This is a genomic window from Streptomyces sp. GL_141, from assembly GCF_057834385.1.
Genome location: NZ_CM174402.1, coordinates 7,026,164 through 7,050,265, shown reverse-complemented (window position 1 = coordinate 7,050,265; position 24,102 = coordinate 7,026,164). Strand labels below are relative to the sequence as shown.

Genomic DNA, 24,102 nt, shown 5'->3' with positions numbered 1-24,102 from the left:
GGGCTCCGCCGGACCCATCCAGCCCGAATTCAGCCCCGCCGGCGTTTGAGGCGCGGGGTCCGGGGCGGAGCCCCGGCGGCCGGGCCCGGGCCGGATTCGGCGAGCAGCACCGTCAGCCCCGGCGCATCGCCCCCGACCTCGGCCCGCCAGAAGTCGACGGCCTCCTCCAGGATCTCGCGCAGGGTCTCCCAGTCCGCGGGCCGAGCCTCCGCGTATCCCCGCCAAGAGGTCACCGCGAGCAGCCGCCCCTCCGCGGCCGGCAACCACGACAGATCCCGCAGCGCATCGGCCAGCGCGTCCCAGTTCCCCCCGAAGTACTCGGGAACTTCCAGCGCGGCCCCACACCGCCGCATCAGCTCCGCTTTGCTCCGTACGCCGTCCAGATCCAGCCGTACGGTCGCCCATCCGGCGGCCTCGGCCGCTTCGAGCGCGGGGGCCAGGGGCCGCGGGTCCAAGGTCATCGGAGAACCGCCCTGAAGGTCTCGTAGTGGTCGTCCGTGTAGAAGAACTCCCCGCCCCCACCGGTCACGATCCGCCGGGCCCCACGGTCCCGCTCACCGGGCGTCTTCACGGTGAACTCGTGGTAATAGCCGCGCTTCTTCTGCGGCAGGACCTTTTCGAAATTGCCGAAGACGGTCCCGTCCTGCCGGTACTGGTACGGCCCGCCCTTGTCGATCAGCGCCAGCACGTCCCGGGCCTGCTGCGGCAATGCCGAAGCCCGTACCGTCGCCATGCCCTTCGCCCATCCGGGCGTCGGCACGGCGGAACTCGCCGCCCCGCTCGGGGCAACGTCAACGCCGGAGCCGGCGCTCGCGCTCGTACTGGTGGCCGCGGCAGGCGCGGGTTTCTTCCCGCTGCAACCCACCGCACCGACCAGCGCCGCGCAGAGGAACACGGCCCCCAGCACACGCAGCAACGATCGGGGCACGTTCCGAAAGATCATGCACCGATCGTGCCAAATATCCGATTCTCCCGCGAATCGCGCGGTGTCTTCAGAGGGCGGACATCTTGGTGTACGGACTCAGGATGCGCTTACGGACCTCAGGCCCGAATTCGACGAGGACAGCGATCCCCTCCTCAACGGCGACGACACGGCCGAGGCCGTGCTCATCGTGAGAAACCCGGTCGCCGACGCTGAAGTGCCGGAGGGGCGCTTCCACGGGGGCCTTGAACGGGCTGGACGGCAGATGGCGGCGAGGTACTGCGGACTTTGTCATTGCACCCAGTATGCGCCCAGCAGGCCGTCGAACGGTCCGCCGTTCGGATCTCAATTACGGCACCATCCGCATCGGCGAACCTCACGTGCCCGCGTTTGACCGGCATTCGTCCGGACAATCGGACCAATCCGAACAATCACTCGTCGGGGTCGGCCCGCTCCAGTGCCGGCCGCAGACCGGGCTCCGATTCGGTGAGCAGATAGTCCGCGACGGCCGTGTCCGTGACCAGACTGGTCACCAGGCCGGAGCGCAGCACCGCCCCGATCGCGGACGCCTTGCGCAGCCCGCCGGCGATGGCGACGACCTCGGGGATCCGGCGCAGCCGGTCCGCCTCCACGGTGATGCAGCGCTCGCCGAGGTCCCGCCCGACCCGGCGCCCCTCGGCGTCGAAGAGATGGGCGGACATCTCGGCGGCGACGCCCAGCGAGGCGTAGTGCGCCCGCTCCTCGTCGCTCAGCATGTCGTGGACGGTCGAGATGCCCGGCTCCCAGGACCCGATGGAGACGGCGGCGACGGTGACCTTGTCGAAGTACTCGAAGGCCCGCGCGATCCCCGTCTGGCTCCGCAGGGCGGCCGCGGTGGCCGGATCGGGCAGCAGCATCGGCGCGTAGATGGGGTGGGCGTCGCCGCCCGACACCTGCGCGGCCCTGCGCACGGCCTCCACGGACCCGCGCTCGGCCGTACCGGCGTCGTAGACGCCCGTCAGCTGGACGACGGTGCAGGGGGGCAGCCGGTGCAGGGAGGCGGCCATGTGGATGGTGGACCGCCCCCACGCGAGGCCGAGCACGTCCCCCTCGTTGACGAGCTCACCCAGCAGATCGGCCGCCACGGCACCCAGGTTCTCCGGGTCCGGCGCGTCCTCGGTGGCATCGGCCGGAGACTCCACGACCACGGCGTGCCGCAGTCCGTACCGGGCGCGCAGCGCGTCGGACCGCTCCGCGTCCAGCTCGGCCGGTACGCGGATCTCGATGCGTACCAGGTCGCGCTCCAGAGCGGTCTCCAGGACCCGGGCCACCTTGAAGCGGCTCACGCCGAACTCCTCGGCGATCTGGATCTTGGACTTCCCCTCCAGGTAGAAGCGGCGCGCCATGGCCGCCGCCTGCACCAGCTCCGCGGGTCCCATCCGCAGGGCTGACCGTCCCGCCGACATTGCAGACACCGCGTTCTCCTCACTGCTGTTCACACCATCGTGTTCACACTCTCGACTCGCCGTTCATCCTGTCAGATCCGACGGCCGTTGATCAGCCTGGACAGCTCCCGTTCACCGAGCTGTTCACCAAGCCTTGTCTCAGTGGTCGCAAGCCCAGGGCGCGGCGGCGATCGCCGCACCCGCCTGGTCACGCAGCGTGCGTACGGCTGCCGCCGGATCGACCGCTCCGTAGACCGCGCTGCCCGCCACGAACACGTCGGCGCCGGCTTCGGCGCACCGCTCGATGGTCGTGGCGGAGACGCCTCCGTCGACCTGGAGCCACAGCTCCAGACCGTGCTTGGAGATGAGCTCCCGGGTCCGGCGGATCTTGGGCAGCATGATGTCGAGGAAGGGCTGACCGCCGAAGCCGGGCTCCACGGTCATGATCAGCAGCATGTCGAGCTCGGGAAGGATGTCCTCGTACTGCTCGATGGGCGTCGCGGGCTTCAGCGCCATGGACGCCCGCGCCCCCTTGGCCCGGATCTCCCGCGCCAGCCGTACGGGCGCGGCCGCGGCCTCGGCGTGGAAGGTCACGGAACCGGCGCCGGCCTCGATGTACTGGGGCGCCCAGCGGTCGGGGTCCTCGATCATGAGGTGCAGATCGAGCGGGATGTCCGTCGCCCGGCTGAGCGACTCCACGATCGGCACGCCGAGCGTGAGGTTCGGGACGAAGTGATTGTCCATGACATCGACATGCAGCCAGTCGGCCCCCTGAACGGCCTTCGCCTCCTCGGCGAGCCGGGCGAAGTCGGCGGACAAGATGCTGGGATTGATCTGAACGGCCATGCCCCAAGCGTGCCATGCCGCCAACGCCTTCCGGCCACTACCCCGGAACTGGAGGGCGGGGGTGCGGGATCGGGGATCCCCGCGGGCCGGATCGGGGATCCCCGCGGGCGGGACCGGGGGCCCGCCGCCCTGCGGCGGCGGGCGCTCGCAGGGCGCCGCGACCGCGGCGACCCGCTATCCGGTCCTGCGGATCAGCGCCAGGTACATCGCGTCCGTCCCGTGCAGGTGCGGCCACAGCTGTACGTCCGGGCCGTCGCCCAGTGCCGGAACCTCCTGCATGTACGGCCGTGCGTCGATCAGTTCCGCCGCGATCGGGGCCGCGCCCGCACCGCGTCCCTTCAGTACGTCCTCCACCACCACCCGGGTCTCCGCGAGGTGCGGCGAGCAGGTCGCGTAGCCCACGACGCCGCCCACCCGGACGGCCGAGAGCGCCTCGCGCAGCAGCCCGCGCTGGAGCGGCGCGAAGCTCTCCAGGTCCTCCGGCCGGCGGCGCCAGCGCGCCTCGGGACGGCGGCGCAGCGCGCCCAGGCCCGAGCAGGGCACGTCCATCAGGACGCGGTCGAAGGAGCCCGGCAGCCACGGCGGGCGCGTTCCGTCGGCCGTGATCACCTGGTAGGGGCCCGGGTTGCCGGCGAGCGCCCGCTCGACCAGCCGCGCCCGGTGGGGCTGCTTCTCGGAGGCCAGCAGGAACGCACCGCGCTGGGCGGCGAGCGCCGCGAGCAGCGCCGCCTTGCCGCCCGGTCCGGCGCAGCCGTCCAGCCAGCGTTCGTCGCGGCCCTCGACCGGGACGGCCGCCAGGGCCATCGCCACCAGCTGGCTGCCTTCGTCCTGCACGCCGGCGCGGCCCTCGCGGACCGCCTCCAGCGCGCCCGGTTCGCCGCCCTCGGCCATCCTGACCGCGTACGGGGACCAGCGTCCCGGCAGCGCCGAGTCCTCGCCCACCGCTTCCAGCAGCTCCTGCGCCGTGGACCGGCCGGGCCGCGCCACGAGCGTCACCTCGGGCCGCTCGTTGTCGGCCTCCAGCAGGTCCTCGATCCCGGCGCGGCCGCCGCCCAGCGAGTCCCACAGGGCGCTGACGACCCACCTCGGGTGCGAGTGGAACACCGCCAGGTGCTCCTCGGCGTCGTCCTCGTACGGCGGGGCGACCTTCTCCAGCCACTCCTCCAGGTCGTGCGCGGAGATCTTGCGCAGCACCGCGTTGACGAACTTCGCCCGCCCGTCGCCGAGCACCACCCGGGCCAGCTCCACGCTCGCGGACACCGCCGCGTGGGTGGGGATGCGGGTCCCGAGCAGCTGGTGCGCGCCGAGCGAGAGCACGTCGAGCACCGGCGGGTCGACCTCGCGCAGCGGCCGGTCGATGCAGGCCTTGATGACCGCGTCGTACGTGCCCTGGCGGCGCAGGGTCCCGTAGACGAGCTCGGTGGCCAGCGCCGCGTCCCGCGCCTGGAAGGTCTCGTCCTTGCGGGCCTTCTTCAGCAGCGGCGGCAGCACGAGGTTCGCGTACGCGTCGCGCTCGTCCACCGCCCGCAGCACCTCGAAGGCCAGCATGCGGACGGGGTCCTTCTTGGGCCTGCGGTGCGGCTTGGCCGACTTGGCCGGCTTGCTACGAGGCTGCTCGCTCACGTGAAAGGTGCTCCGGGGTTACGGGAAGAACTGCAAGAAACAGAAAGGGGAACGCGAAGAACTGCGAAATCAGCCTACGTCGGCCCCGCCGCCCAGCCGCTCACCCGGAGCGATCCGCACCCCGCGCGCCCAGTCGGCGGCCTTCATCGGCTTCTTGCCCTGCGGCTGCACCCAGAGCAGTTCCACGGCGTGCGAGCCGGTGCCGACGTAGACGTTGTTCTTCGCCACGCCCAGGTCGCCCGGCTCCAGGTCGGTCCGGTCCGCGACCGGTGCGACCGAGACCAGCTTGAGCCGCTCCCCCCGGAAGACCGTCCACGCGCCGGGCGCCGGGGTGCAGCCGCGCACCAGCCGGTCGACGCGCATCGCGGGCGCCTTCCAGTCGACCCGGGCGTCCTCGACGGTGATCTTCGGCGCGAGCGAGACCCCGTCGGCGGGCTGCTCCACCGCGCGCAGGGTGCCGTCCTCGATGCCGTCCATGGTGGCGACCAGCAGCCCGGAGCCGGCGAAGGCAAGGCGGGTCAGCAGGTCACCGCTGGTGTCGGTGGGCCGGATCTCCTCGGTGAGGATCCCGAAGACCGGGCCGGTGTCGAGCCCCTCCTCGATCCGGAAGGTGGAGGCACCGGTGACCTCGTCCCCCGCCATGATCGACTGCTGCACGGGCGCGGCGCCGCGCCACGCGGGCAGCAGCGAGAAGTGCAGGTTGACCCAGCCGTGCTTGGGGATGTCCAGGGCGCCCTTGGGAATCAGCGCGCCGTACGCGACCACGGGGCAGCAGTCGGGCCCGATCTCCCTCAACCGGGCCTGGAACTCCGGGTCCCTCGGCCGGGCGGGCTTGAGCACCTCGATGCCGGCTTCCTCGGCGCGCTCGGCGACGGGGCTGGCGACGAGGCGACGGCCCCGGCCGGCCGGCGCGTCGGGCCGGGTGACGACGGCGGCGACCTCGTGGCGCCCGGAGGCGATCAGAGCGTCCAGGGCGGGCACGGCGACCTCGGGGGTGCCTGCGAAGACGAGCTTCACTGGGGTCTACCTCGCTATCTCGGCTGTCAGCAGCACACCAGTCTATGGTCTGACCGCCCACGGTCCCACCTGCGTCGCGCCGCCCGCCCGAGGGGGCGTACGCACACACGCGCGCTCCTCGCATATGCCGACACGCCCCCATAGCGTGACCTGCCCACCGGGTAGCGCGTTGGTCAAAAGAGATTGACCGAAACGGGCCGCGAAACAGAACGGTGTCTGCGGCCCTATCCGCTCTTCAGCACCGGTTCGAGAGGCTTCTTCATGGCCGACCACGCCACCCACGACGCCCAAGCACGGGCCAGCCTGCACCTCCTGGTGCGGGACATCGAGCGGGTTCGCCGGCAGGTGGATGCTCTGCGTACGCTCACCGCCCAGCTCGGCAACGTCTACCGCCCGCGCCGCTCAGGGCCCTCCACGGGCTTCGTCGTCTACGGCCGGGCACCCGCACCCACCGTCCGCCTCGCGCAGGAGCTCCGGGACAGCGTCGAGACGCTGGTCACCGCCGCGGTGGACTTCGACCGCTCGCTCGGCTTCTCGTGGGACGCGGTCGGCTCGGCGCTCGGCGTCACCAAGCAGGCCGTCCACCGGCGCTACGGCGCCCGGCGGGCGCAGAGCGCCGAGCCCGGCAGCGCCGAGCGGGAGCCGCTGGCCGAGGGCACGACGACCCGGACCCTGGGGCCCCTGCCCACCGTCCCGGCGGCGCGCTCGGTGCCGCCGCAGCCGGTGCGCGAGGAGGCGGGCGCCTCGTCCCGCCCCGCCGCCTTCCCCGGCCCCCGCAACGGCTGACCCACCCCCCGTCGGGACGCCGACCCCCGACGACCGGCCCCCGCCGGAGCGCCCCCAGGGCCGCCCCGCCGGGGGCTCCGTCGTTCCCGGCACCGCGACGGAACAGAGCGGTCCCCTACCCACCCTTCACCCGTTCCCCGGGCTGGGCTTTCCGGCCGTCCGACGTTTGAGGACCGGGGTCCCTCTCAGCCCGTCCGGCGTTTGAGGACCGGGGTCCGGGGCGGAGCCCCAGGGCTTTCCAGCCGTCCGGCGTTTGAGGACCGGGGTCCGGGGCGGAGCCCCAGGGGGGTCCGGGCAGCGCCCGGGGAACGGTGGAAGGGCGGGTAGGGGAACTCCGCCCCGCGCAGCGGCAAGGGTCGCAGCGGGGACTCCGCCCCGCAGGGCCATCCGCCCGGGCCCGGCCAGCGCCGCGCAAGGCACGCTCAGCCGATGTCCAGCGGATCGATCCGGATCCGGACCGCCTCCTCCGCCGGGCCCCCCCGGGCCATCCGCGCGGCCTGCGCCGCCTTCAGCGCGCCGGCGAGCACGGCCCCGCTCCCCGGAGGCACCCGCACGAGCGCCCGCTCCCCCGGCGAGGCCTCCCCCCGCCGCCCGGGAACCGGCACCGGCCCCAACACCTCCGCGTCCGGCGGCAGCCCGGCCCCCGCCAGAAAGGCCTGCACGGCCTCCGCACTGCCCGCGGCGACCGCCGCCATCCGGGAGACCGGCGGGAACCCGAGCTGCGCCCGCTCCGCGAGCTCCCGGACCGCGTGCCCGACGGGGTCCCACCGCACCAGCGCCTGGACCGGCCGCAGCGTCGGCTCGGCGACGACCACCACCTGTCCGTCCCCCCGTACCAGCGAGGCCGCCGCGATCCACCGCCGCAGCGCGTCCTCGCCCGCCCGCAGGTCGGGCCTGCTCAGCATGGCCCAGCCGTCCAGCAGCAGCGCCGCCGCGTACCCGGCGCCCGCCGCGACCGGCTCGGCGCCGGGCGTGCACACCACCAGCGCGGGCCGGTCCGGCACCTCGTCCAGGATGTGGTCGCGCCCGGAGGTCCGTACGGGGACGGCCGGGAAGGCCCGCCCCAGCTCCTCGGCGGTCCGCCGCGCGCCCACGACCTGGGCCCGCAGCCGGAACGATCCGCATTCCTCGCAGTGCCAGGCCGACTCGGCCCGCCCGCACCACCCGCAGTGCAGGTCCCGCGCGTCGGGCGCCTCCAGCGGCCCCGCGCAGACCGTGCACCGCGCCGGCGTCCGGCACCGCTCGCACGCCAGCCGGGGCACGTACCCGCGCCGGGGCACCTGGACGAGCACGGGCCCGGTCTTCAGCCCCTCCCGTACGGTCTCCCACGCGAGGCTCGGCAGCCGGGCGGCCCGCGCGGCCCCGTCCCGGGCCAGCAGCTCGTCTCCGACGGTCCGGATCCGGGGCGCGTACGTGCGCACCGTCTCGCGGTCGGCGACCAGCGGCCGGGCCCAGCCGGACTCGACGAGCTGCGCGGCCTCCACCGTGCAGCTGGTGCTGCCCACCAGGAAGCCGCAGCCGTCGGTGACCGCGCGCAGTTCCAGTACCTCCCGCACGTGCGGGAAGGGGGCGTGCACGTCGCTGTGGCTGGAGTCGCCGTCGTCCCAGACGGCGACGAGCCCGAGGTCCCGTACGGGAGCGAACATCGCGGCCCTGGTGCCGACCACGGCGCGCACGGAGCCCCGGCTGACGGCCAGCCACTCGCGGTAGCGCTTCTCCGGCCCGGACTCGGCGGTCAGCAGCGCGTGCCGCCCCTCGCCGAGCAGGGCGGTCAGCGCCGCGTCGACGCGGGCGGCGGTGCGCCCGTCGGGGACCACCGCGAGGGCGCCGCGTCCGGAGGCGAGGGTGGCGGCCATGGCGCGGGCCAGCTCGTCGGCCCAGCCGGGGCCGGGCAGGGCCGTCCAGACGGCGCGCGGGGTGCCGCCGCCCGCCAGGGCCCGCAGGAAGCCGGGGCCCGCTCCGTACCGCTCCCAGCCCGCGGGCTCGGGCGCGGGGGGCGGGGGCAGCGGCTCGGGGGACGGCTTGGCCTCGGCGCGGGCGCTGCGCGCGGGCAGCGCGAGCTGGAGCACGTCGGCGAGGCTGCCGGCGTACCGGTCGGCGACGGCGCGGGCGAGGGCGAGCATGCGGGGGCCGAGCACGACCTCGGGCGAGACGACCTGGGCGAGGGCCGCGAGGGCTCCGTTGTAGTCGGACTCGGCGCGGCGCTCGATGACGAAGCCGTCGATGAGTCCGCCGCCCTCGCGGCGGCCGCCGTGCACCCGGTGGGAGCCCGCGCCGAAGCGGACCCGGACGCGGACGCCGGGCTGGGCGGACTCGGAGAGCTCGGCGGGGACCGCGTAGTCGAAGAGCCGGTCGAGGTGGAGCACGCCCTTGTTCACGAGGACCCGGGCCACGGGCAGTTCCTCGGCGACGGAGGCCCCGCGCCAGGTCCGCGGCTTGGCCTTGGGCGCCTTGGCCTTCGCCTCGGCGACCATCTCCCGCATCAGCGCCAGCTGCTCCGGCGGGGAATCATTCGCGCTGCTCACACCAGCATTCTTACCAAACGCCACCGACAGCGGCGGGTGGGGTGCGGGCGGGCCCTCCCGAGATCTGGTCGGGCGGCGGCGGTCCTGCGGTCCTTCAACACGGGGTTCGCACCCCGCTCCAGATGAAGCCGTCGCCCCTCGCACCGGGAGGGCTGCGCCAGCGTATCCGCGCGGGAGCGGCCGCACCAACGAATACGGCCCCGGACCGCGAGGGTCCGGGGCCGTCCGTCGATCAGGCGGGTCCTACAGGCCGGCAGCGGCGCGCAGGGCGTCCACGCGGTCGGTGCGCTCCCAGGTGAAGTCCGGCAGCTCGCGGCCGAAGTGGCCGTAGGCGGCGGTCTGGGCGTAGATCGGGCGCAGCAGGTCGAGGTCGCGGATGATCGCGGCCGGACGCAGGTCGAAGACCTGGCCGATGGCGTTCTCGATCTTCTCGACGTCGACCTTGTGCGTGCCGAAGGTCTCGACGAACAGACCGACGGGCTCGGCCTTGCCGATCGCATACGCGACCTGGACCTCGCAGCGCGAGGCCAGACCGGCGGCGACCACGTTCTTGGCGACCCAGCGCATGGCGTACGCGGCGCTGCGGTCGACCTTGGACGGGTCCTTGCCCGAGAAGGCGCCGCCACCGTGACGGGCCATGCCGCCGTAGGTGTCGATGATGATCTTGCGGCCGGTCAGGCCGGCGTCGCCCATCGGGCCGCCGATCTCGAAGCGGCCGGTCGGGTTGACCAGGAGGCGGTAGCCCTCGGTGTCGAGCTTGATGCCGTCCTCGACGAGCTGGTTCAGGACGTGCTCGACGACGAACTCGCGGATGTCCGGGGCGAGCAGCGAGTCCAGGTCGATGTCCGCCGCGTGCTGCGAGGACACGACGACCGTGTCGAGGCGGACGGCCTTGTCGCCGTCGTACTCGATGGTGACCTGGGTCTTGCCGTCGGGACGCAGGTACGGGATGGTCCCGTTCTTGCGGACCTCGGACAGCCGCTTGGACAGGCGGTGCGCGATGTGGATCGGGAGCGGCATGAGCTCGGGGGTCTCGTCGCAGGCGTACCCGAACATCAGGCCCTGGTCGCCGGCACCCTGCTTGTCGAGCTCGTCCTCGTCGCCCTCGACCCGCTTCTCGTACGCGGTGTCGACGCCCTGCGCGATGTCCGGGGACTGCGCACCGATGGACACCGACACGCCGCAGGAGGCGCCGTCGAAGCCCTTCTTCGAGGAGTCGTAGCCGATCTCGAGGATCTTGTCGCGGACGAGCTGCGCGATCGGCGCGTACGCCTTCGTCGTCACCTCTCCCGCGATGTGGACGAGACCGGTGGTGATGAGGGTCTCCACGGCGACGCGCGAGGTCGGGTCCTCGGTGAGGAGCGCGTCGAGGATGGTGTCGCTGATCTGGTCAGCGATCTTGTCGGGGTGACCCTCGGTCACAGACTCCGAGGTGAAGAGACGACGGGACACAACGCTCCCTGGGGTTGCAGCGGCTGCTGGCTGAAATATTGGTGGAACCACATCGGAGGCTGCGCCCGATCACGTTCCGGCTGCAGTTTATCGGTCGCCACCGTTCGCCGGACCACCCGTCTCGCCCTATGGGAGCCGTGTGACCTGCGACACTCCATTCTTACCCAAGGAGCAGCCCGCGGAAAGGGCCTCCGCTCAGGCGCGTCGCGCGCCGAGGCGCGGTGCCACCTGATCCCAAATCACGTCTGCGAGCGATTCCTTCGGACCATAGGGGACGGCGAGCTCGCTTCCGTCGGAGGACAGGATGACCGCCTCGTTCTCCTCGGAACCGAAGGTCTTCGCCTCACCCACCTCATTGACGACGAGAAGGTCACACCCCTTGCGGAGGAGCTTGCTCCGCCCGTTGGCGAGTACATCGTCGGTCTCGGCGGCGAAACCGACCACGATCTGGCCCTCCCGGGCGCGGTCGGCGGAAATCTCCGCGAGAATGTCCGGATTCCGTACGAGGGTGACCGGTGCGGGCTCCTGCCCGTCCTTCTTCTTGATCTTTCCGCCCGCGTACTCGGCCGGCCGGAAGTCGGCCACGGCCGCGGCCATCACCACCGCGTCGGCGTCCGCTGCGGCCTTGAGCACGGCCTCGCGCAGCTGCAGGGCCGTCCCGACCCGTACGAGGTCCACCCCGGCGGGGTCGGCGAGCGCGGTGTTGGCGGAGACCAGGGTGACCCGGGCCCCGCGGGCGACGGCGGTACGGGCGAGGGCGTAGCCCTGCTTGCCGGAGGAGCGGTTGCCGAGGAAGCGGACCGGGTCCAGCGGTTCGCGGGTACCGCCCGCGCTGATCACCACGTGCCGGCCGGCGAGGTCGGGCTCGGCCACCCCGCGGGCCAGACCGTGCCTTCTCAAGACGTGGCGACACACCTCGAAGATCTCCTCGGGGTCGGGCAGCCGCCCCTTGCCGGTGTCCTTGCCGGTGAGCCGGCCGACGGCGGGCTCGATGACGACGGCTCCGCGACGGCGCAGCGTGGCCACGTTCTCCTGCGTGGCCGGGTGCTCCCACATCTCGGTGTGCATCGCGGGTGCGAACACCACGGGGCACCGTGCGGTGAGCAGGGTGTTGGTGAGCAGGTCGTCGGCCAGCCCGTGGGCGGCCTTGGCGAGCATGTCGGCGGTGGCCGGGGCGACGACCACGAGATCGGCGCTCTGCCCGATGCGCACGTGCGGCACCTCGTGGACGCTCTCCCAGACCTCGGTGGAGGCCGGGTTCCCCGAGAGGGCGGCCCAGGTGGCCTCCCCGACGAAGTTCAGCGACGCCGCCGTCGGCACCACGCGTACGTCGTGCCCGGACTCGGTCAGCCGGCGCAGCAGCTCGCAGGCCTTGTAAGCGGCGATCCCGCCGCTGACTCCGAGCACGACCTTCGGCTTACCCACCACACACGCCCCTTCGACGGACGACCGCTCTGACACCTATGCACCTATGACACACCACAGGCCCGGCAGATGTTCTGCCGGGCCTGTGGTGAAAGGAAAACTCGTGCCTTACTGAGGCGGGGCCTCGATGGCCTCGGAGGTCAGCAGACCCGCGTTGATCTCGCGCAGCGCGATCGAAAGCGGCTTCTCGTGGACGTGGGTGTCCACCAGCGGGCCGACGTACTCGAGCAGGCCCTCACCGAGCTGCGAGTAGTACGCGTTGATCTGACGCGCGCGCTTGGCCGCGTAGATCACGAGGCTGTACTTCGAGTCCGTGGCCTCGAGCAGCTCGTCGATCGGCGGGTTGATGATGCCCTCGGGCGCAGTAATGGAAGAGGACACGCTCTACCTTCCGAAGATGGGGTAAGACCTAGAAATGTCGAATCCGGACCGTCCGGACCGGTTGAACACCGGTCAACGATCAGACGACATTCATCAAGGCTAGCAGCTCGCGCGCGACGTCCTCGACCGAGGTGTTGACCAGGGTGGTGTCGAACTCGGATTCGGCAGCCAGTTCGATCTTGGCGGCGCCGAGCCTGCGCTCGACGACCTCCGCGGTTTCGGTGCCCCGGCCGGTGAGCCGGCGGACCAGCTCGTCCCAGCTCGGAGGAGCCAGGAAGACCAGCTGTGCCTCGGACATGGACTCGCGTACGAGCCGTGCGCCCTGGAGGTCGATCTCCAGCAGGACCGGCTCGCCGTTCTCCAGGCGTTCCAGCACTGCGCCGCGCGGTGTGCCGTAGCGGTTGCCCGCGAACTCGGCCCACTCCAGCAGCTCGCCATTGGCGATCAGCTTGTCGAACTCGTCGTCGTTGACGAAGAAGTAGTGGACTCCGTGTCGCTCACCGGGCCGCGGCTTGCGGGTGGTGGCCGACACCGAGAGCCAGACCTCGGGGTGAACCTTGCGCATATGCGCGACGACCGTGCTCTTGCCGACCCCCGAAGGGCCGGAGAGCACGGTCAGCCGCGGACGAACCTCTGCTGCCATAGAGCGATTATCCAGCTTCTCGGGACTGCCTGAGAACGCCGGGAGAACTTCGGACGACGCCTTAGGCGGCGTTACCGCCGAACTCACGCTCCAGAGAGGCGATCTGGTTGGAACCGAGACCTCGGACACGCCGGGACTCGGAGATGCCGAGGCGCTCCATGAGCTGCTTGGCGCGCACCTTGCCGACGCCAGGCAGGGACTCCAGGAGAGCGGAAACCTTCATCTTGCCGATGACGTCGTTCTCCTGCCCCAGCTTGATGACGTCGTGCAGGGAGGCGCCGGAGTGCTTGAGTCGATTCTTCACCTCGGCCCGCTCCCGGCGAGCCGCGGCGGCCTTTTCGAGCGCTGCTGCGCGCTGTTCAGGGGTAAGGGGCGGAAGAGCCACGCCTACGTCACCTCGGATGTCGAACTGTCGGATACGGACCAGTGGAATGCCGGAAGGCATCACACCAGGCGAGTGCCCGAACAGCGGTGGTGCTCGATCGCTGCTCGTTCACTCTGCTCGGAGACTAGCGGCCATGACCGCTCCAGTCAGCGAGAACGGACGAAAAGTCCTGGTCAGCCTCCACTGAACCGTACATCACGGACAAACCACCCCGGATTTGTCCGGTGAAAGACGTTCGAATTTCGTCAGAGAGTGCGATGAGACCGTCCGACGGCGTCCTCGAACGCCCCGATCCCGCGGACGGCGAGTGCCGCGCGCAGGTCGTCGCGGATCCTCAGGGGTGCGGACGGATCGTTGAACAGGGCGGTCCCGACCGCCACCCCCGAAGCACCCGCGAGGACGAATTCGAGTGCGTCCCGGCCGGAGGCGATCCCGCCCATCCCGAGGATGGGGACCCGCCGGACGGCGCCGGCCAGCATCGCCCCGTACACCTGGAAGACGCAGCGGACGGCCACGGGCCGGATCGCCGGGCCGGAGAGGCCTCCGGTGACCCCGGCGAGGGCCGGGCGCATGGTGTCGGTGTCGATGGCCATTCCGAGGACGGTGTTGATCATCGAGAGGCCGTCGGCGCCCGCCTCCGTGCACGCGGCCGCGATGTCGGTGATCCGCGTCACGTCGGGGGTCAGCTTGGCGTAGACGGGCAGTGCGGGGTCGGCGGCCGCCTTGACGGCCTTGACCACCTCGAAGGAGGCGTCGGCGTCGCAGGCGAAGACGAGACCGCGGTTCGCGACGTTGGGGCAGGAGATGTTGGCCTCGATGCCGACCACGCCGGGCTGCCCGGTCAGCCGGGCGGCCGCCTCGGCGAACTCCTCCGTCCGCTCCCCCGCGACCGATACGAGCACCCGCGCCCCGCGCTCGGCCAACCAGGGCAGCTCGTGCTCGACGAAGTGGTCGATGCCGGACCCCTGGAGCCCGATGGAGTTCAGCATCCCGCTGGGGGTCTCGGCCATCCGGGGAGTGGCTCGGCCGGAGCGGACGTAGGGCATCACGGTCTTGGTGGTGATGGTGCCGAGCTCGTGCAGAGGGGTGAACCGGTGCAGCTCGCGGCCGTAGCCGGCGCAGCCGGAGGCGGTGGAGACGGGGTTGGGGAGGACGACACGGGCACCGAGGGGGGCCGACATGTCGACATCTTCGGGGTTCAGCGGATTCACCGGTCGCTCGCCTTCGGGGTCATGGCGGCCGCGCCTTCGAGGTCGTCGGGGAGGGTTCCGGCGTCGTCCCAGCGGACGGTGGTGCCGTCGAAAACGGGGCCCGATGTGCAAGAGCGAAGGAAACGGGTGACGCCGTCGGGGCCGGTGACGGGCAGGACACAGCTCATGCAGATCCCGATCCCGCAGGCCATGGCCTCCTCGACGGCGGTGTGGCTGGCGGCTCCGGCGGCGGTGGCTATCTCCGTGACGGCCTTGAGCATGCCCATCGGACCGCAGGAGTGGACCTCGGTGGCGCCGGTCACCGTCATGGCCTCGGGGAGCACGTCGGTCACCCGGCCCCGCCGACCGGCCGAACCGTCGTCGGTCACCACGTACACGTGCTCGGCGAGGGCCTCGGCCCGCTCGACCCCGAACAGCCGGTCCTCGGTGGCCGCACCGAGCACGAAGGCGACCCGGCCGCCACGCCCGACGATCTCCTCGGCGAGGCCGAACATCGGGGCGCTGCCGTAGCCCCCGGCGACCAGGACCGCCCCGACGGGGCCGTCGGGGAGCGGGAAGGGGGTGCCGAGGGGGGCGATGAGGTCCACGGTGTCGCCGGGGCGGTGCGCGGCCAGCGCCCTGGTTCCGCGGCCGGCCTCGGCGAAGACGAACTCGACGGTGCGGGTGGCGGGGTCGGCGCGGTGGATGGAGAAGGCGCGGCGGAGCAGTGTGCTCGTGTCGGCGCCGCCGATGGCCAGGGCGCCGAAGTGGCCGGGGCGCACTCCCGTGACGCCGGGGGCGTCGAGGACGAGGTGGTGGTAGGCCCCGACGGGCGTGATCCGCCGGATGGTGGCGGCGGTCTGTACTGGGGGCACGCGGGGCGCTCCGATCGGGGGTAGGGGGTGTAACCCCCCACCCCATGATCGCCCGGGGCCACCCGCCACCGCACCGGTCCGAAGCCCCGACCCTCCGGGCCCTACGCCCTGGCCCGCCCCGCTTCCCCGCTGCGCGGGGCGAAGTTCCCCTCCCCGCCCTTCGCCCGTTCCCCGGGCTGCGCCCGGACCCCCGGACCCCCGGACCACCGGGGAACGGGGGAACGGGGGAAGGGCGGGTCGGGGACGGCCCCGCAGGGCTACGCCGCTACGGCCGCGCGGATCTCGTCCGCGAAGGCCTGCGCCGAAGCGCGGAGCGCGGCCGCGTCGGGCCCGTGCTTCAGCACGCCCCGCGACACGTTCGGCACCACATTGCGCACGGCCGCGCCGAACACCGCCGGGAGGTCCGCCGCGGTGGCGCCCTGCGCCCCGATGCCGGGGGCCAGCAGCGGCCCGTTGATGTCCAGGTCGAAGGAGGACAGGTCCCCGAGCGTCGCCCCGACCACGGCTCCGAAGGAGCCCATCGGGGAGGCCCCGGCGTTCTCCGCCGCCAGGTGCGCCAGCATCGTCGCGCCGATCGTCCGGCCGTCGGCCCGCACCGCCCGCTGGACCTCCGCGCCCTCCGGGTTGGAGGTCAGGGCGAGCACGAACAGACCGGCCCCCGACTCCCGCGCCAGGTCGACGGCCGGCTTCAGCGAGCCGTAGCCGAGGTACGGGGAGACCGTCAGCGCGTCGGAGAACAGCGGCGAGGAGGGCGAGAGGAAGGTCTCCGCGTACGCGGCCATCGTCGAGCCGATGTCACCCCGCTTGGCGTCCATGACGACCAGCGTGCCCGCCGCACGGGCGTCGGCCACCGTCTGCTCCAGCACCGCGATCCCGCGCGAGCCGAACCGCTCGAAGAACGCCGCCTGCGGCTTGAAGACCGCGACGGAGTCGGCGAGCGCGTCGACGACCGTGCGGGAGAACTTCTCCAGGCCCGCGATGTCGTCGTTCAGGCCCCAGGAGGCCAGCAGGGCGGCGTGCGGGTCGATGCCGACGCACAGCGGCCCGCGGGTGTCCATCGCCTCGCGCAGCCGCGTACCGAAGGGAATCACAGAAGTCACAGAGGTCACAGCGCGGCCTTTCGGGTTTCCGCGCCCACCGCTTCGGCGAGCGTCGCGTACGGGCTGGCGGCCAGGCGCGCGGCCAGGCCCTTGTGGATGGCGCGGGCGTAGCAGGGGCCCTCGTAGATGAAGGCGCTGTAGCCCTGGACCAGGCTCGCGCCGGCCAGGATCCGCTGCCAGGCGTCCTCGGCGTTCTCGATGCCGCCGACCCCGACCAGGACCAGCCGGTCGCCCACGCGGGCGTACAGCCGCCGCAGGACCTCCAGCGAGCGCTCCTTGACCGGGGCGCCGGACAGGCCGCCGGTCTCCTTGATCAGCGAGGGGTCGGACTTCAGGCCCAGGCCCTCGCGGGCGATGGTCGTGTTCGTCGCGATGATGCCGTCCAGGCCCAGCTCCAGGGCCAGGTCGGCGACCGCGTCCACGTCCTCGTCGGCGAGGTCCGGCGCGATCTTGACGAGCAGCGGGACCCGCCGGTCGGTCACGACGCGGTCGGCCGCCTCGCGCACGGCGCTGAGCAGCGGCCGCAGCGACTCGGTGGCCTGGAGGTTGCGCAGGCCCGGGGTGTTCGGGGAGGAGACGTTGACGACGAGGTAGTCCGCGTGCCGGGCGAGGCGCTCGGTGGAGGCGACGTAGTCGGCGACGGCCTCTTCCTCGGGGACGACCTTGGTCTTGCCGATGTTGACGCCGACGACCGTCTTGAAGACCGGCACGCGGGCCGCCAGGCGGTCCGCCACGGCTGCCGAGCCCTCGTTGTTGAAGCCCATGCGGTTGATCAGGGCGCGGTCCGGGACCAGCCGGAACAGCCGCTTCTTCGGGTTGCCGGGCTGGGCCTCGGCGGTGACGGTGCCGATCTCGATGTGGTCGAAGCCGAGCATCGACATCCCGTCGATGGCGACGGCGTTCTTGTCGAAGCCGGCCGCGAGCCCGAAGGGGCCGTGCATCCGCAGGCCGAGGGCCTCGGTGCGCAGGGAGGCGTACCGGGGGGCCAGGTAGGCGGCGACGAAGGTGCGCAGCACCGGGGTGCGGGCCGCGAGGCGGATCCAGCGGAAGGCCATGTAGTGGGCCTGCTCCGGGTCCATCCGCTTGAAGACGAGGTTGAAGAACAGTTTGTACATCGTCCGAAATATCCCTTTGGCACTCATGAAAGGGGGGACACCGGTCGCTGTCGCCGGTGCCCCCCTTTCGTACGGGCTGCTAGTCGCGGGCCGCCGTCAGCCGCTCCGCGTGCTCCTGGAGCGAGCGGACGCCCACATCGCCGCGGTTGAGCGCGTCGATGCCCTGGACGGCCGCGGCGAGCGCCTGGACCGTGGTGAGGCACGGGACTCCGCGCGCCACGGCGGCCGTACGGATCTCGTAGCCGTCGAGGCGGCCGCCGGTGCCGTACGGGGTGTTGACGATCAGGTCGACCTGGCCGTCGTGGATGAGCTGGACGATGGTCTTCTCGCCGTCCGGGCCCTCGCCCTCGCTGAGCTTGCGCACGACGGTGGCGTTGATGCCGTTGCGGCGCAGGACCTCGGCGGTGCCGGAGGTGGCCATCAGCTCGAAGCCGTGGGCGACGAGCTCGCGCGCCGGGAAGATCATCGTGCGCTTGTCGCGGTTGGCGACGGAGATGAAGCAGCGGCCCTTGGTGGGCAGCGGGCCGTAGGCGCCGGCCTGCGACTTGGCGTAGGCCGTGCCGAAGACGGAGTCGATGCCCATGACCTCGCCGGTGGAGCGCATCTCCGGGCCGAGGACGGTGTCGACGCCGCGGCCGTGGATGTCGCGGAAGCGCGACCACGGCATGACGGCCTCCTTGACGGAGATCGGCGCGTCGAGCGGCAGGGTGCCGCCGTCGCCGGTCTTCGGGAGCATGCCCTCTTCGCGGAGCTCGGCGATGGTGGTGCCGAGCGAGATGCGGGCGGCGGCCTTCGCGAGCGGGACGGCGGTCGCCTTCGAGGTGAAGGGGACGGTCCGGGAGGCGCGCGGGTTGGCCTCCAGGACGTAGAGGATGTCACCCGCCATCGCGAACTGGATGTTGATCAGGCCGCGGACGCCGACGCCCTTGGCGATGGCCTCGGTGGAGGCGCGCAGCCGCTTGATGTCGTAGCCGCCGAGGGTGATCGGGGGCAGGGCGCAGGCCGAGTCGCCGGAGTGGATGCCGGCTTCCTCGATGTGCTCCATGACGCCGCCGAGGTAGAGCTCCGTGCCGTCGTAGAGGGCGTCGACGTCGATCTCGATCGCGTCGTCGAGGAACCGGTCGACCAGCACGGGGCGGGTCGGCGAGATCTCGGTGGACTCGGCGATGTACGAGGACAGCCGGTCCTCGTCGTAGACGATCTCCATGCCGCGGCCGCCGAGCACGTACGAGGGACGTACGAGGACGGGGTAGCCGATCTCGTCGGCGATGGCCTTGGCGCCGGCGAAGGTGGTGGCCGTGCCGTGCTTGGGGGCGGGCAGGCCGGCCTCGGCGAGGACCTGGCCGAAGGCGCCGCGGTCCTCGGCGGCGTGGATGGCCTCCGGCGGGGTGCCGACGATCGGGACGCCGTTGTCCTTCAGGGCCTGGGCGAGACCCAGCGGGGTCTGGCCGCCGAGCTGGACGATGACACCGGCGATGGGGCCGGCCAGCGACTCGGCGTGGACGATCTCCAGCACGTCTTCGAGCGTCAGCGGCTCGAAGTACAGGCGGTCGGAGGTGTCGTAGTCGGTGGAGACGGTCTCCGGGTTGCAGTTGACCATCACGGTCTCGTAGCCGGCGTCGCTGAGGGCGAAGGAGGCGTGGACGCAGGAGTAGTCGAACTCGATGCCCTGGCCGATGCGGTTCGGGCCGGAGCCCAGGATGATGACCGCGGGCTTCTCGCGCGGGGCGACCTCGGACTCCTCGTCGTACGAGGAGTAGAAGTACGGGGTCTTCGCGGCGAACTCGGCGGCGCAGGTGTCGACCGTCTTGTAGACCGGGCGGACGCCCAGGGCGTGGCGGACCTCGCGGACGACGTCCTCGCGCAGGCCGCGGATCTCGGCGATCTGGGCGTCGGAGAAGCCGTGGCGCTTGGCCTCGGCGAGCAGCTCGGGGTGGAGCTTGTCGGCGGCGGCCAGCTCGTCCGCGATCTCCTTGATGAGGAAGAGCTGGTCGACGAACCAGGGGTCGATCTTCGTGTACTCGAAGACCTCTTCCTGGGTGGCGCCGGCGCGGATGGCCTGCATGACGGTGTTGATGCGGCCGTCGGTCGGGCGGACCGCGGTGGCGAGGAGCTCTTCCTTGTCGCCGGTGGGGCCGACGAAGGTGAACTGCGAGCCCTTCTTCTCCAGCGAGCGCAGGGCCTTCTGCAGGGCCTCGGTGAAGTTGCGGCCGATGGCCATGGCCTCGCCCACCGACTTCATGGTGGTGGTGAGGGTGGCGTCGGCCAGCGGGAACTTCTCGAAGGCGAAGCGCGGGGCCTTGACGACGACGTAGTCGAGGGACGGCTCGAAGGAGGCCGGCGTCTTCTCGGTGATGTCGTTGGGGACCTCGTCGAGCGTGTAGCCGATGGCCAGCTTGGCGGCGATCTTGGCGATCGGGAAGCCGGTGGCCTTCGACGCGAGCGCCGAGGAGCGCGAGACGCGCGGGTTCATCTCGATGACGATGACGCGGCCGTCGGCCGGGTCGATCGCGAACTGGATGTTGCAGCCGCCGGTGTCGACGCCGACCTCGCGGATGATCGCGATGCCGATGTCGCGCAGCCGCTGGTACTCGCGGTCGGTGAGCGTCATCGCCGGGGCGACGGTGATGGAGTCGCCGGTGTGGACGCCCATCGGGTCGAAGTTCTCGATGGAGCAGACGACGACGACGTTGTCCTTGGTGTCGCGCATCAGCTCCAGCTCGTACTCCTTCCAGCCGAGGATGGACTCCTCCAGGAGCACCTCGGTGGTCGGGGAGAGCATGAGGCCCTGGCCGGCGATGCGGCGCAGCTCTTCCTCGTCGTGGGCGAAGCCGGAGCCGGCGCCGCCCATGGTGAAGGAGGGGCGCACGACGACGGGGTAGCCGCCGAGGGTGTCGACGCCCTGGATGATGTCGTCCATCGTGTGGCAGATGACCGAGCGGGCGGACTCGCCGTAGCCGATCTTGGCGCGGACGGCTTCGACGACGCCCTTGAAGAGGTCGCGGTCCTCGCCCTTGTTGATCGCCTCGACGTTGGCGCCGATGAGCTCGACGCCGTACTTCTCCAGCACACCCTGCTCGTGCATGGAGATGGCGGTGTTCAGCGCGGTCTGGCCGCCGAGGGTCGGGAGCAGCGCGTCGGGGCGCTCCTTCGCGATGATCTTCTCGACGAACTCGGGGGTGATCGGCTCGACGTACGTGGCGTCGGCGATCTCCGGGTCGGTCATGATCGTGGCGGGGTTGGAGTTCACCAGGATCACCCGCAGGCCCTCGGCCTTGAGGATGCGGCAGGCCTGGGTCCCGGAGTAGTCGAACTCGGCGGCCTGGCCGATGACGATCGGGCCGGAGCCGATGACCAGGACGGACTGGATATCGGTGCGCTTAGGCACGCTCGGCCTCCATCAGATTCACGAAACGGTCGAAGAGGTACGCGGCGTCGTGCGGGCCGGCAGCCGCCTCGGGGTGGTACTGGACGGAGAAGGCCGGCTGGTCGAGCAGCTGGAGGCCTTCCACGACGTTGTCGTTGAGGCAGACGTGGGAGACCTCGGCGCGGCCGTAGGCGGTCTCCGAGACCTTGTCGAGGGGCGCGTCCACGGCGAAGCCGTGGTTGTGCGCGGTGATCTCGACCTTGCCGGTGGTGCGGTCCTGCACCGGCTGGTTGATGCCGCGGTGGCCGTACTTCAGCTTGTACGTGCCGAAGCCGAGCGCGCGGCCCAGGATCTGGTTGCCGAAGCAGATGCCGAAGAGCGGGGTCTTGCGGGCGAGGACGCCCTGCATGACGGAGACCGCGTGGTCGGCGGTGGCCGGGTCGCCCGGGCCGTTGGAGAAGAACACGCCGTCGGGGTTGACCGCGTACACGTCCTCCACGGTGGCGGTGGCGGGGAGCACGTGCACCTCGATGCCGCGCTCGGCCATCCGGTGCGGGGTCATGCCCTTGATGCCGAGGTCCACGGCGGCGACGGTGAACTTCTTCTCACCGATCGCGGGGACGACGTACGTCTCCTTGGTGGCGACCTCGGCGGAGAGGTCGGCGCCCTTCATCTGCGGGGCGGCCTGGACCTTGGCCAGCAGTGCCTCGTCGCGGACGCCCTCCCAGGCCTCGCCCGAGAAGATGCCGACGCGCATGGCGCCGCGCTCGCGCAGGTGGCGGGTCAGGGCGCGGGTGTCGATGCCGGAGATCCCGACGACGCCCTGCTGGACGAGCTCCTCGTCCAGCGAGCGCACGGAGCGCCAGTTGGAGGGGACGCGGGCGGGGTCGCGTACGACGTACCCGGCGACCCAGATGCGGGAGGACTCGGGGTCCTCGTCGTTGACGCCGGTGTTGCCCACGTGCGGGGCGGTCATCACGACGACCTGCCGGTGGTACGACGGGTCGGTGAGGGTCTCCTGGTAGCCGGTCATGCCGGTGGAGAACACGGCCTCGCCGAAGGTCTCCCCCACAGCGCCGTAGGCGCGGCCGCGGAAGATCCGACCGTCCTCCAGGACGAGTACGGCGGGAGCTTTGGCTGCTCCCCTGGTGGAGGTCGTCATCGTTCGGCGCCTTCCGTCGTGGTGATTGAGTGGTTCATGTCGTTGATCGCTTCGACCCATGCGGCGTGTTCCGCCGCGCGGTCGGAGCGGAATCCGGAGTCGATCAGCCTGTCGCCGTGCGCCCATGTGACGACGAGGAGACCGCCCTCGGTGAGTACCTTGCCCGCGATTCCCTTGTCGAGGCGGGCGCCGCGCAGCTGCGCGGCCGGTACGAAGAAGTCGGTGGCACCCGGACGGACCACGTCGAGGCCCGCGTCGGTGAGCGTGAGCTCGACCCGGCTGCGGACGCCCAGTCCGTGGGCGACGATCCGGTCCAGCCACTGCCCGGCGGTGGTGGACCCGTGGTACCGGCCGGTCAGGGCCAGCCGGTGCTCGGGGAGACCGTCGGGGGCGGCGGGCAGCTCCGGCAGATCGCTCTGCAGGGTGCCGCGCCATTTCCAGCCCTGCCGCATCAGCCAGTACACGAAGGCGATGAAGACGAGCAGACCGATCACCCACGCGATGCGGGCGCCCCAGTCCGTCACCTCCGCCGACTGTCGCTCTGCGGCCTCGGCGGCCAGTTGGATTACTGCAGGTGTCACGCCAGCGTCCCGTCCACGACCGTTGCCCGGCCCCGCAGGAAGGTGTGAGTGACGCGCCCCGGCAGCTCACGGCCCTCGTAAGGCGTGTTGCGGCTGCGGGAGGCGAAGTGTGCGGGGTCCACGACACCACGGTACGAGGTATCGACCAAGGTCAGGTTCGCGGGTTCACCTGCCGAGACGGGCCGTCCGTGATTCGGAAGGCTGCCGATGCGCGCCGGGGCGAAGGACATGCGTTCGGCGACGCCCGCCCAGTCGAGCAGTCCGGTCTCCACCATCGTCTGCTGGACGACGGAGAGCGCGGTCTCCAGGCCCACCATGCCCATGGCGGCGGCGGCCCACTCGCAGTCCTTGTCCTCGTGCGGGTGCGGGGCGTGGTCGGTGGCGACGATGTCGATCGTGCCGTCGGCCAGCGCCTCGCGCAGGGCCAGCACGTCGCGCTCGGTGCGCAGCGGCGGGTTGACCTTGTAGACCGGGTTGTACGAGCGCACGAGCTCGTCGGTGAGGAGCAGGTGGTGCGGGGTGACCTCGGCGGTGACGTCGATGCCGCGGGACTTGGCCCAGCGGATGATCTCGACGGAGCCGGCGGTGGAGAGGTGGCAGATGTGGACGCGGGAGCCGACGTGCTCGGCGAGCAGGACGTCGCGGGCGATCACCGACTCCTCGGCGACGGCCGGCCAGCCGCCGAGTCCGAGCTCGGCGGAGACGATGCCCTCGTTCATCTGGGCGCCCTCGGTGAGGCGGGGCTCCTGGGCGTGCTGGGCGACGACGCCGCCGAAGGCCTTCACGTACTCCAGGGCGCGGCGCATGATGACCGCGTCGTCCACGCACTTGCCGTCGTCGGAGAAGACGGTGACGCGGGCGGCGGACTCGTGCATGGCGCCCAGCTCGGAGAGCTGCTTGCCCTCCAGGCCGACGGTGACGGCGCCGATGGGCTGCACGTCGCAGTAGCCGGACTCCTTGCCCAGGCGCCACACCTGCTCGACGACGCCGGCGGTGTCGGCGACGGGGAAGGTGTTGGCCATGGCGAAGACGGCGGTGTAGCCGCCGGAGGCGGCGGCGCGGGTGCCGGTGAGGACGGTCTCGGAGTCCTCGCGGCCGGGCTCGCGCAGGTGGGTGTGGAGGTCGACGAGGCCGGGGAGGAGGACCTGGCCCGCGGCTTCGATGACGGTCGCGTCGCCGGCGTCGAGGTCCGTGCCCACGGCGGCGATGGTCTCGCCGTCGATCAGGACGTCCTGGACGTCGCCACCGAGTACCTTCGCGCCACGGATAAGGATCTTGCTCAT

At 71.8% G+C, this 24,102-nt stretch carries 22 protein-coding genes; 1 reads left to right on the top strand and 21 read right to left on the bottom strand.

Annotation, left to right across the window (positions count from 1 at the left end; genetic code table 11):
- Positions 1-29 precede the first annotated feature (29 nt).
- The 7 genes from AC3IX6_RS31430 to fmt form a co-directional block, all read right to left on the bottom strand.
- The gene (locus AC3IX6_RS31430) at positions 30-461 is read right to left on the bottom strand and encodes a barstar family protein (RefSeq protein ID WP_489366643.1); all 432 of its coding nucleotides are present in this window, start codon (positions 459-461) and stop codon (positions 30-32) included.
- On the bottom strand, positions 458-943 hold the full coding sequence (locus AC3IX6_RS31425) for a guanyl-specific ribonuclease (RefSeq protein WP_489366641.1): 486 nt from the start codon (positions 941-943) through the stop codon (positions 458-460). Before AC3IX6_RS31425 ends, AC3IX6_RS31430 begins: the two co-directional genes overlap by 4 nt.
- 49 nt (positions 944-992) lie before the next feature.
- A complete protein-coding gene (locus AC3IX6_RS31420; RefSeq protein WP_243334368.1) occupies positions 993-1,217 on the bottom strand; it encodes a hypothetical protein in 225 nt (74 codons plus the stop codon).
- A 136-nt stretch (positions 1,218-1,353) separates the two neighbouring features.
- Positions 1,354-2,367 (bottom strand): sugar-binding transcriptional regulator, encoded by a 1,014-nt coding sequence (locus AC3IX6_RS31415; RefSeq protein WP_250741550.1) that lies wholly within the window; start codon positions 2,365-2,367, stop codon positions 1,354-1,356.
- Between the two features lie 138 nt (positions 2,368-2,505).
- Positions 2,506-3,192: a ribulose-phosphate 3-epimerase gene (gene rpe / locus AC3IX6_RS31410; RefSeq protein WP_266910447.1), complete on the bottom strand. Its 687-nt coding sequence runs from the start codon at positions 3,190-3,192 to the stop codon at positions 2,506-2,508.
- Between the two features lie 174 nt (positions 3,193-3,366).
- Entirely contained in the window at positions 3,367-4,815 is a 1,449-nt protein-coding gene (locus AC3IX6_RS31405) for an RsmB/NOP family class I SAM-dependent RNA methyltransferase (protein WP_489366639.1), read from the bottom strand.
- A 69-nt stretch (positions 4,816-4,884) separates the two neighbouring features.
- Positions 4,885-5,832, bottom strand: coding sequence for a methionyl-tRNA formyltransferase (gene fmt, locus AC3IX6_RS31400; RefSeq protein WP_489366637.1), 948 nt, complete (start codon positions 5,830-5,832; stop codon positions 4,885-4,887).
- Between the two features lie 261 nt (positions 5,833-6,093).
- Here fmt and AC3IX6_RS31395 point away from each other — a divergent pair, with 261 nt between their 5' ends.
- Positions 6,094-6,618 (top strand): hypothetical protein, encoded by a 525-nt coding sequence (locus AC3IX6_RS31395; RefSeq protein WP_489366635.1) that lies wholly within the window; start codon positions 6,094-6,096, stop codon positions 6,616-6,618.
- Between the two features lie 422 nt (positions 6,619-7,040).
- Here the strand turns inward: AC3IX6_RS31395 and AC3IX6_RS31390 are convergent, their stop codons facing one another.
- From AC3IX6_RS31390 to AC3IX6_RS31325, 14 genes are all read right to left on the bottom strand, one after another.
- Positions 7,041-9,143, bottom strand: coding sequence for a primosomal protein N' (locus AC3IX6_RS31390; protein WP_489366633.1), 2,103 nt, complete (start codon positions 9,141-9,143; stop codon positions 7,041-7,043).
- Between the two features lie 243 nt (positions 9,144-9,386).
- Positions 9,387-10,595, bottom strand: coding sequence for a methionine adenosyltransferase (gene metK, locus AC3IX6_RS31385; protein WP_266876502.1), 1,209 nt, complete (start codon positions 10,593-10,595; stop codon positions 9,387-9,389).
- A gap of 195 nt (positions 10,596-10,790) precedes the next feature.
- The gene (gene coaBC / locus AC3IX6_RS31380) at positions 10,791-12,020 is read right to left on the bottom strand and encodes a bifunctional phosphopantothenoylcysteine decarboxylase/phosphopantothenate--cysteine ligase CoaBC (RefSeq protein ID WP_489366631.1); all 1,230 of its coding nucleotides are present in this window, start codon (positions 12,018-12,020) and stop codon (positions 10,791-10,793) included.
- Positions 12,021-12,128: 108 nt separating this feature from the next.
- Positions 12,129-12,401: a DNA-directed RNA polymerase subunit omega gene (gene rpoZ, locus AC3IX6_RS31375; RefSeq protein WP_266910431.1), complete on the bottom strand. Its 273-nt coding sequence runs from the start codon at positions 12,399-12,401 to the stop codon at positions 12,129-12,131.
- Positions 12,402-12,480: 79 nt separating this feature from the next.
- Entirely contained in the window at positions 12,481-13,044 is a 564-nt protein-coding gene (gene gmk, locus AC3IX6_RS31370; RefSeq protein WP_243334346.1) for a guanylate kinase, read from the bottom strand.
- Positions 13,045-13,105: 61 nt separating this feature from the next.
- Positions 13,106-13,429 carry an integration host factor, actinobacterial type gene (gene mihF / locus AC3IX6_RS31365; RefSeq protein WP_243334344.1) on the bottom strand — a complete coding sequence of 108 codons (324 nt, stop codon included), beginning with the start codon at positions 13,427-13,429 and terminating at the stop codon, positions 13,106-13,108.
- A 245-nt stretch (positions 13,430-13,674) separates the two neighbouring features.
- On the bottom strand, positions 13,675-14,610 hold the full coding sequence (locus tag AC3IX6_RS31360) for a dihydroorotate dehydrogenase (RefSeq protein WP_489366628.1): 936 nt from the start codon (positions 14,608-14,610) through the stop codon (positions 13,675-13,677).
- Between the two features lie 26 nt (positions 14,611-14,636).
- Positions 14,637-15,494, bottom strand: coding sequence for a dihydroorotate dehydrogenase electron transfer subunit (locus tag AC3IX6_RS31355; RefSeq protein WP_489366626.1), 858 nt, complete (start codon positions 15,492-15,494; stop codon positions 14,637-14,639).
- 257 nt (positions 15,495-15,751) lie between these two features.
- Complete coding sequence (gene pyrF, locus AC3IX6_RS31350; protein ID WP_489366624.1) at positions 15,752-16,594, bottom strand: orotidine-5'-phosphate decarboxylase; 843 nt, start codon at positions 16,592-16,594, stop codon at positions 15,752-15,754.
- A gap of 5 nt (positions 16,595-16,599) precedes the next feature.
- Positions 16,600-17,709, bottom strand: coding sequence for a quinone-dependent dihydroorotate dehydrogenase (locus AC3IX6_RS31345; RefSeq protein ID WP_489366623.1), 1,110 nt, complete (start codon positions 17,707-17,709; stop codon positions 16,600-16,602).
- Between the two features lie 79 nt (positions 17,710-17,788).
- Positions 17,789-21,097 (bottom strand): carbamoyl-phosphate synthase large subunit, encoded by a 3,309-nt coding sequence (gene carB / locus AC3IX6_RS31340; protein ID WP_489366621.1) that lies wholly within the window; start codon positions 21,095-21,097, stop codon positions 17,789-17,791.
- Complete coding sequence (carA, locus tag AC3IX6_RS31335) at positions 21,090-22,238, bottom strand: glutamine-hydrolyzing carbamoyl-phosphate synthase small subunit (protein WP_489366619.1); 1,149 nt, start codon at positions 22,236-22,238, stop codon at positions 21,090-21,092. The genes carB and carA overlap by 8 nt, the downstream gene beginning before the upstream one ends.
- Positions 22,235-22,819 carry a PH-like domain-containing protein gene (locus AC3IX6_RS31330; protein WP_489366617.1) on the bottom strand — a complete coding sequence of 195 codons (585 nt, stop codon included), beginning with the start codon at positions 22,817-22,819 and terminating at the stop codon, positions 22,235-22,237. Before AC3IX6_RS31330 ends, carA begins: the two co-directional genes overlap by 4 nt.
- The gene (locus AC3IX6_RS31325) at positions 22,816-24,102 is read right to left on the bottom strand and encodes a dihydroorotase (RefSeq protein WP_489366616.1); all 1,287 of its coding nucleotides are present in this window, start codon (positions 24,100-24,102) and stop codon (positions 22,816-22,818) included. Before AC3IX6_RS31325 ends, AC3IX6_RS31330 begins: the two co-directional genes overlap by 4 nt.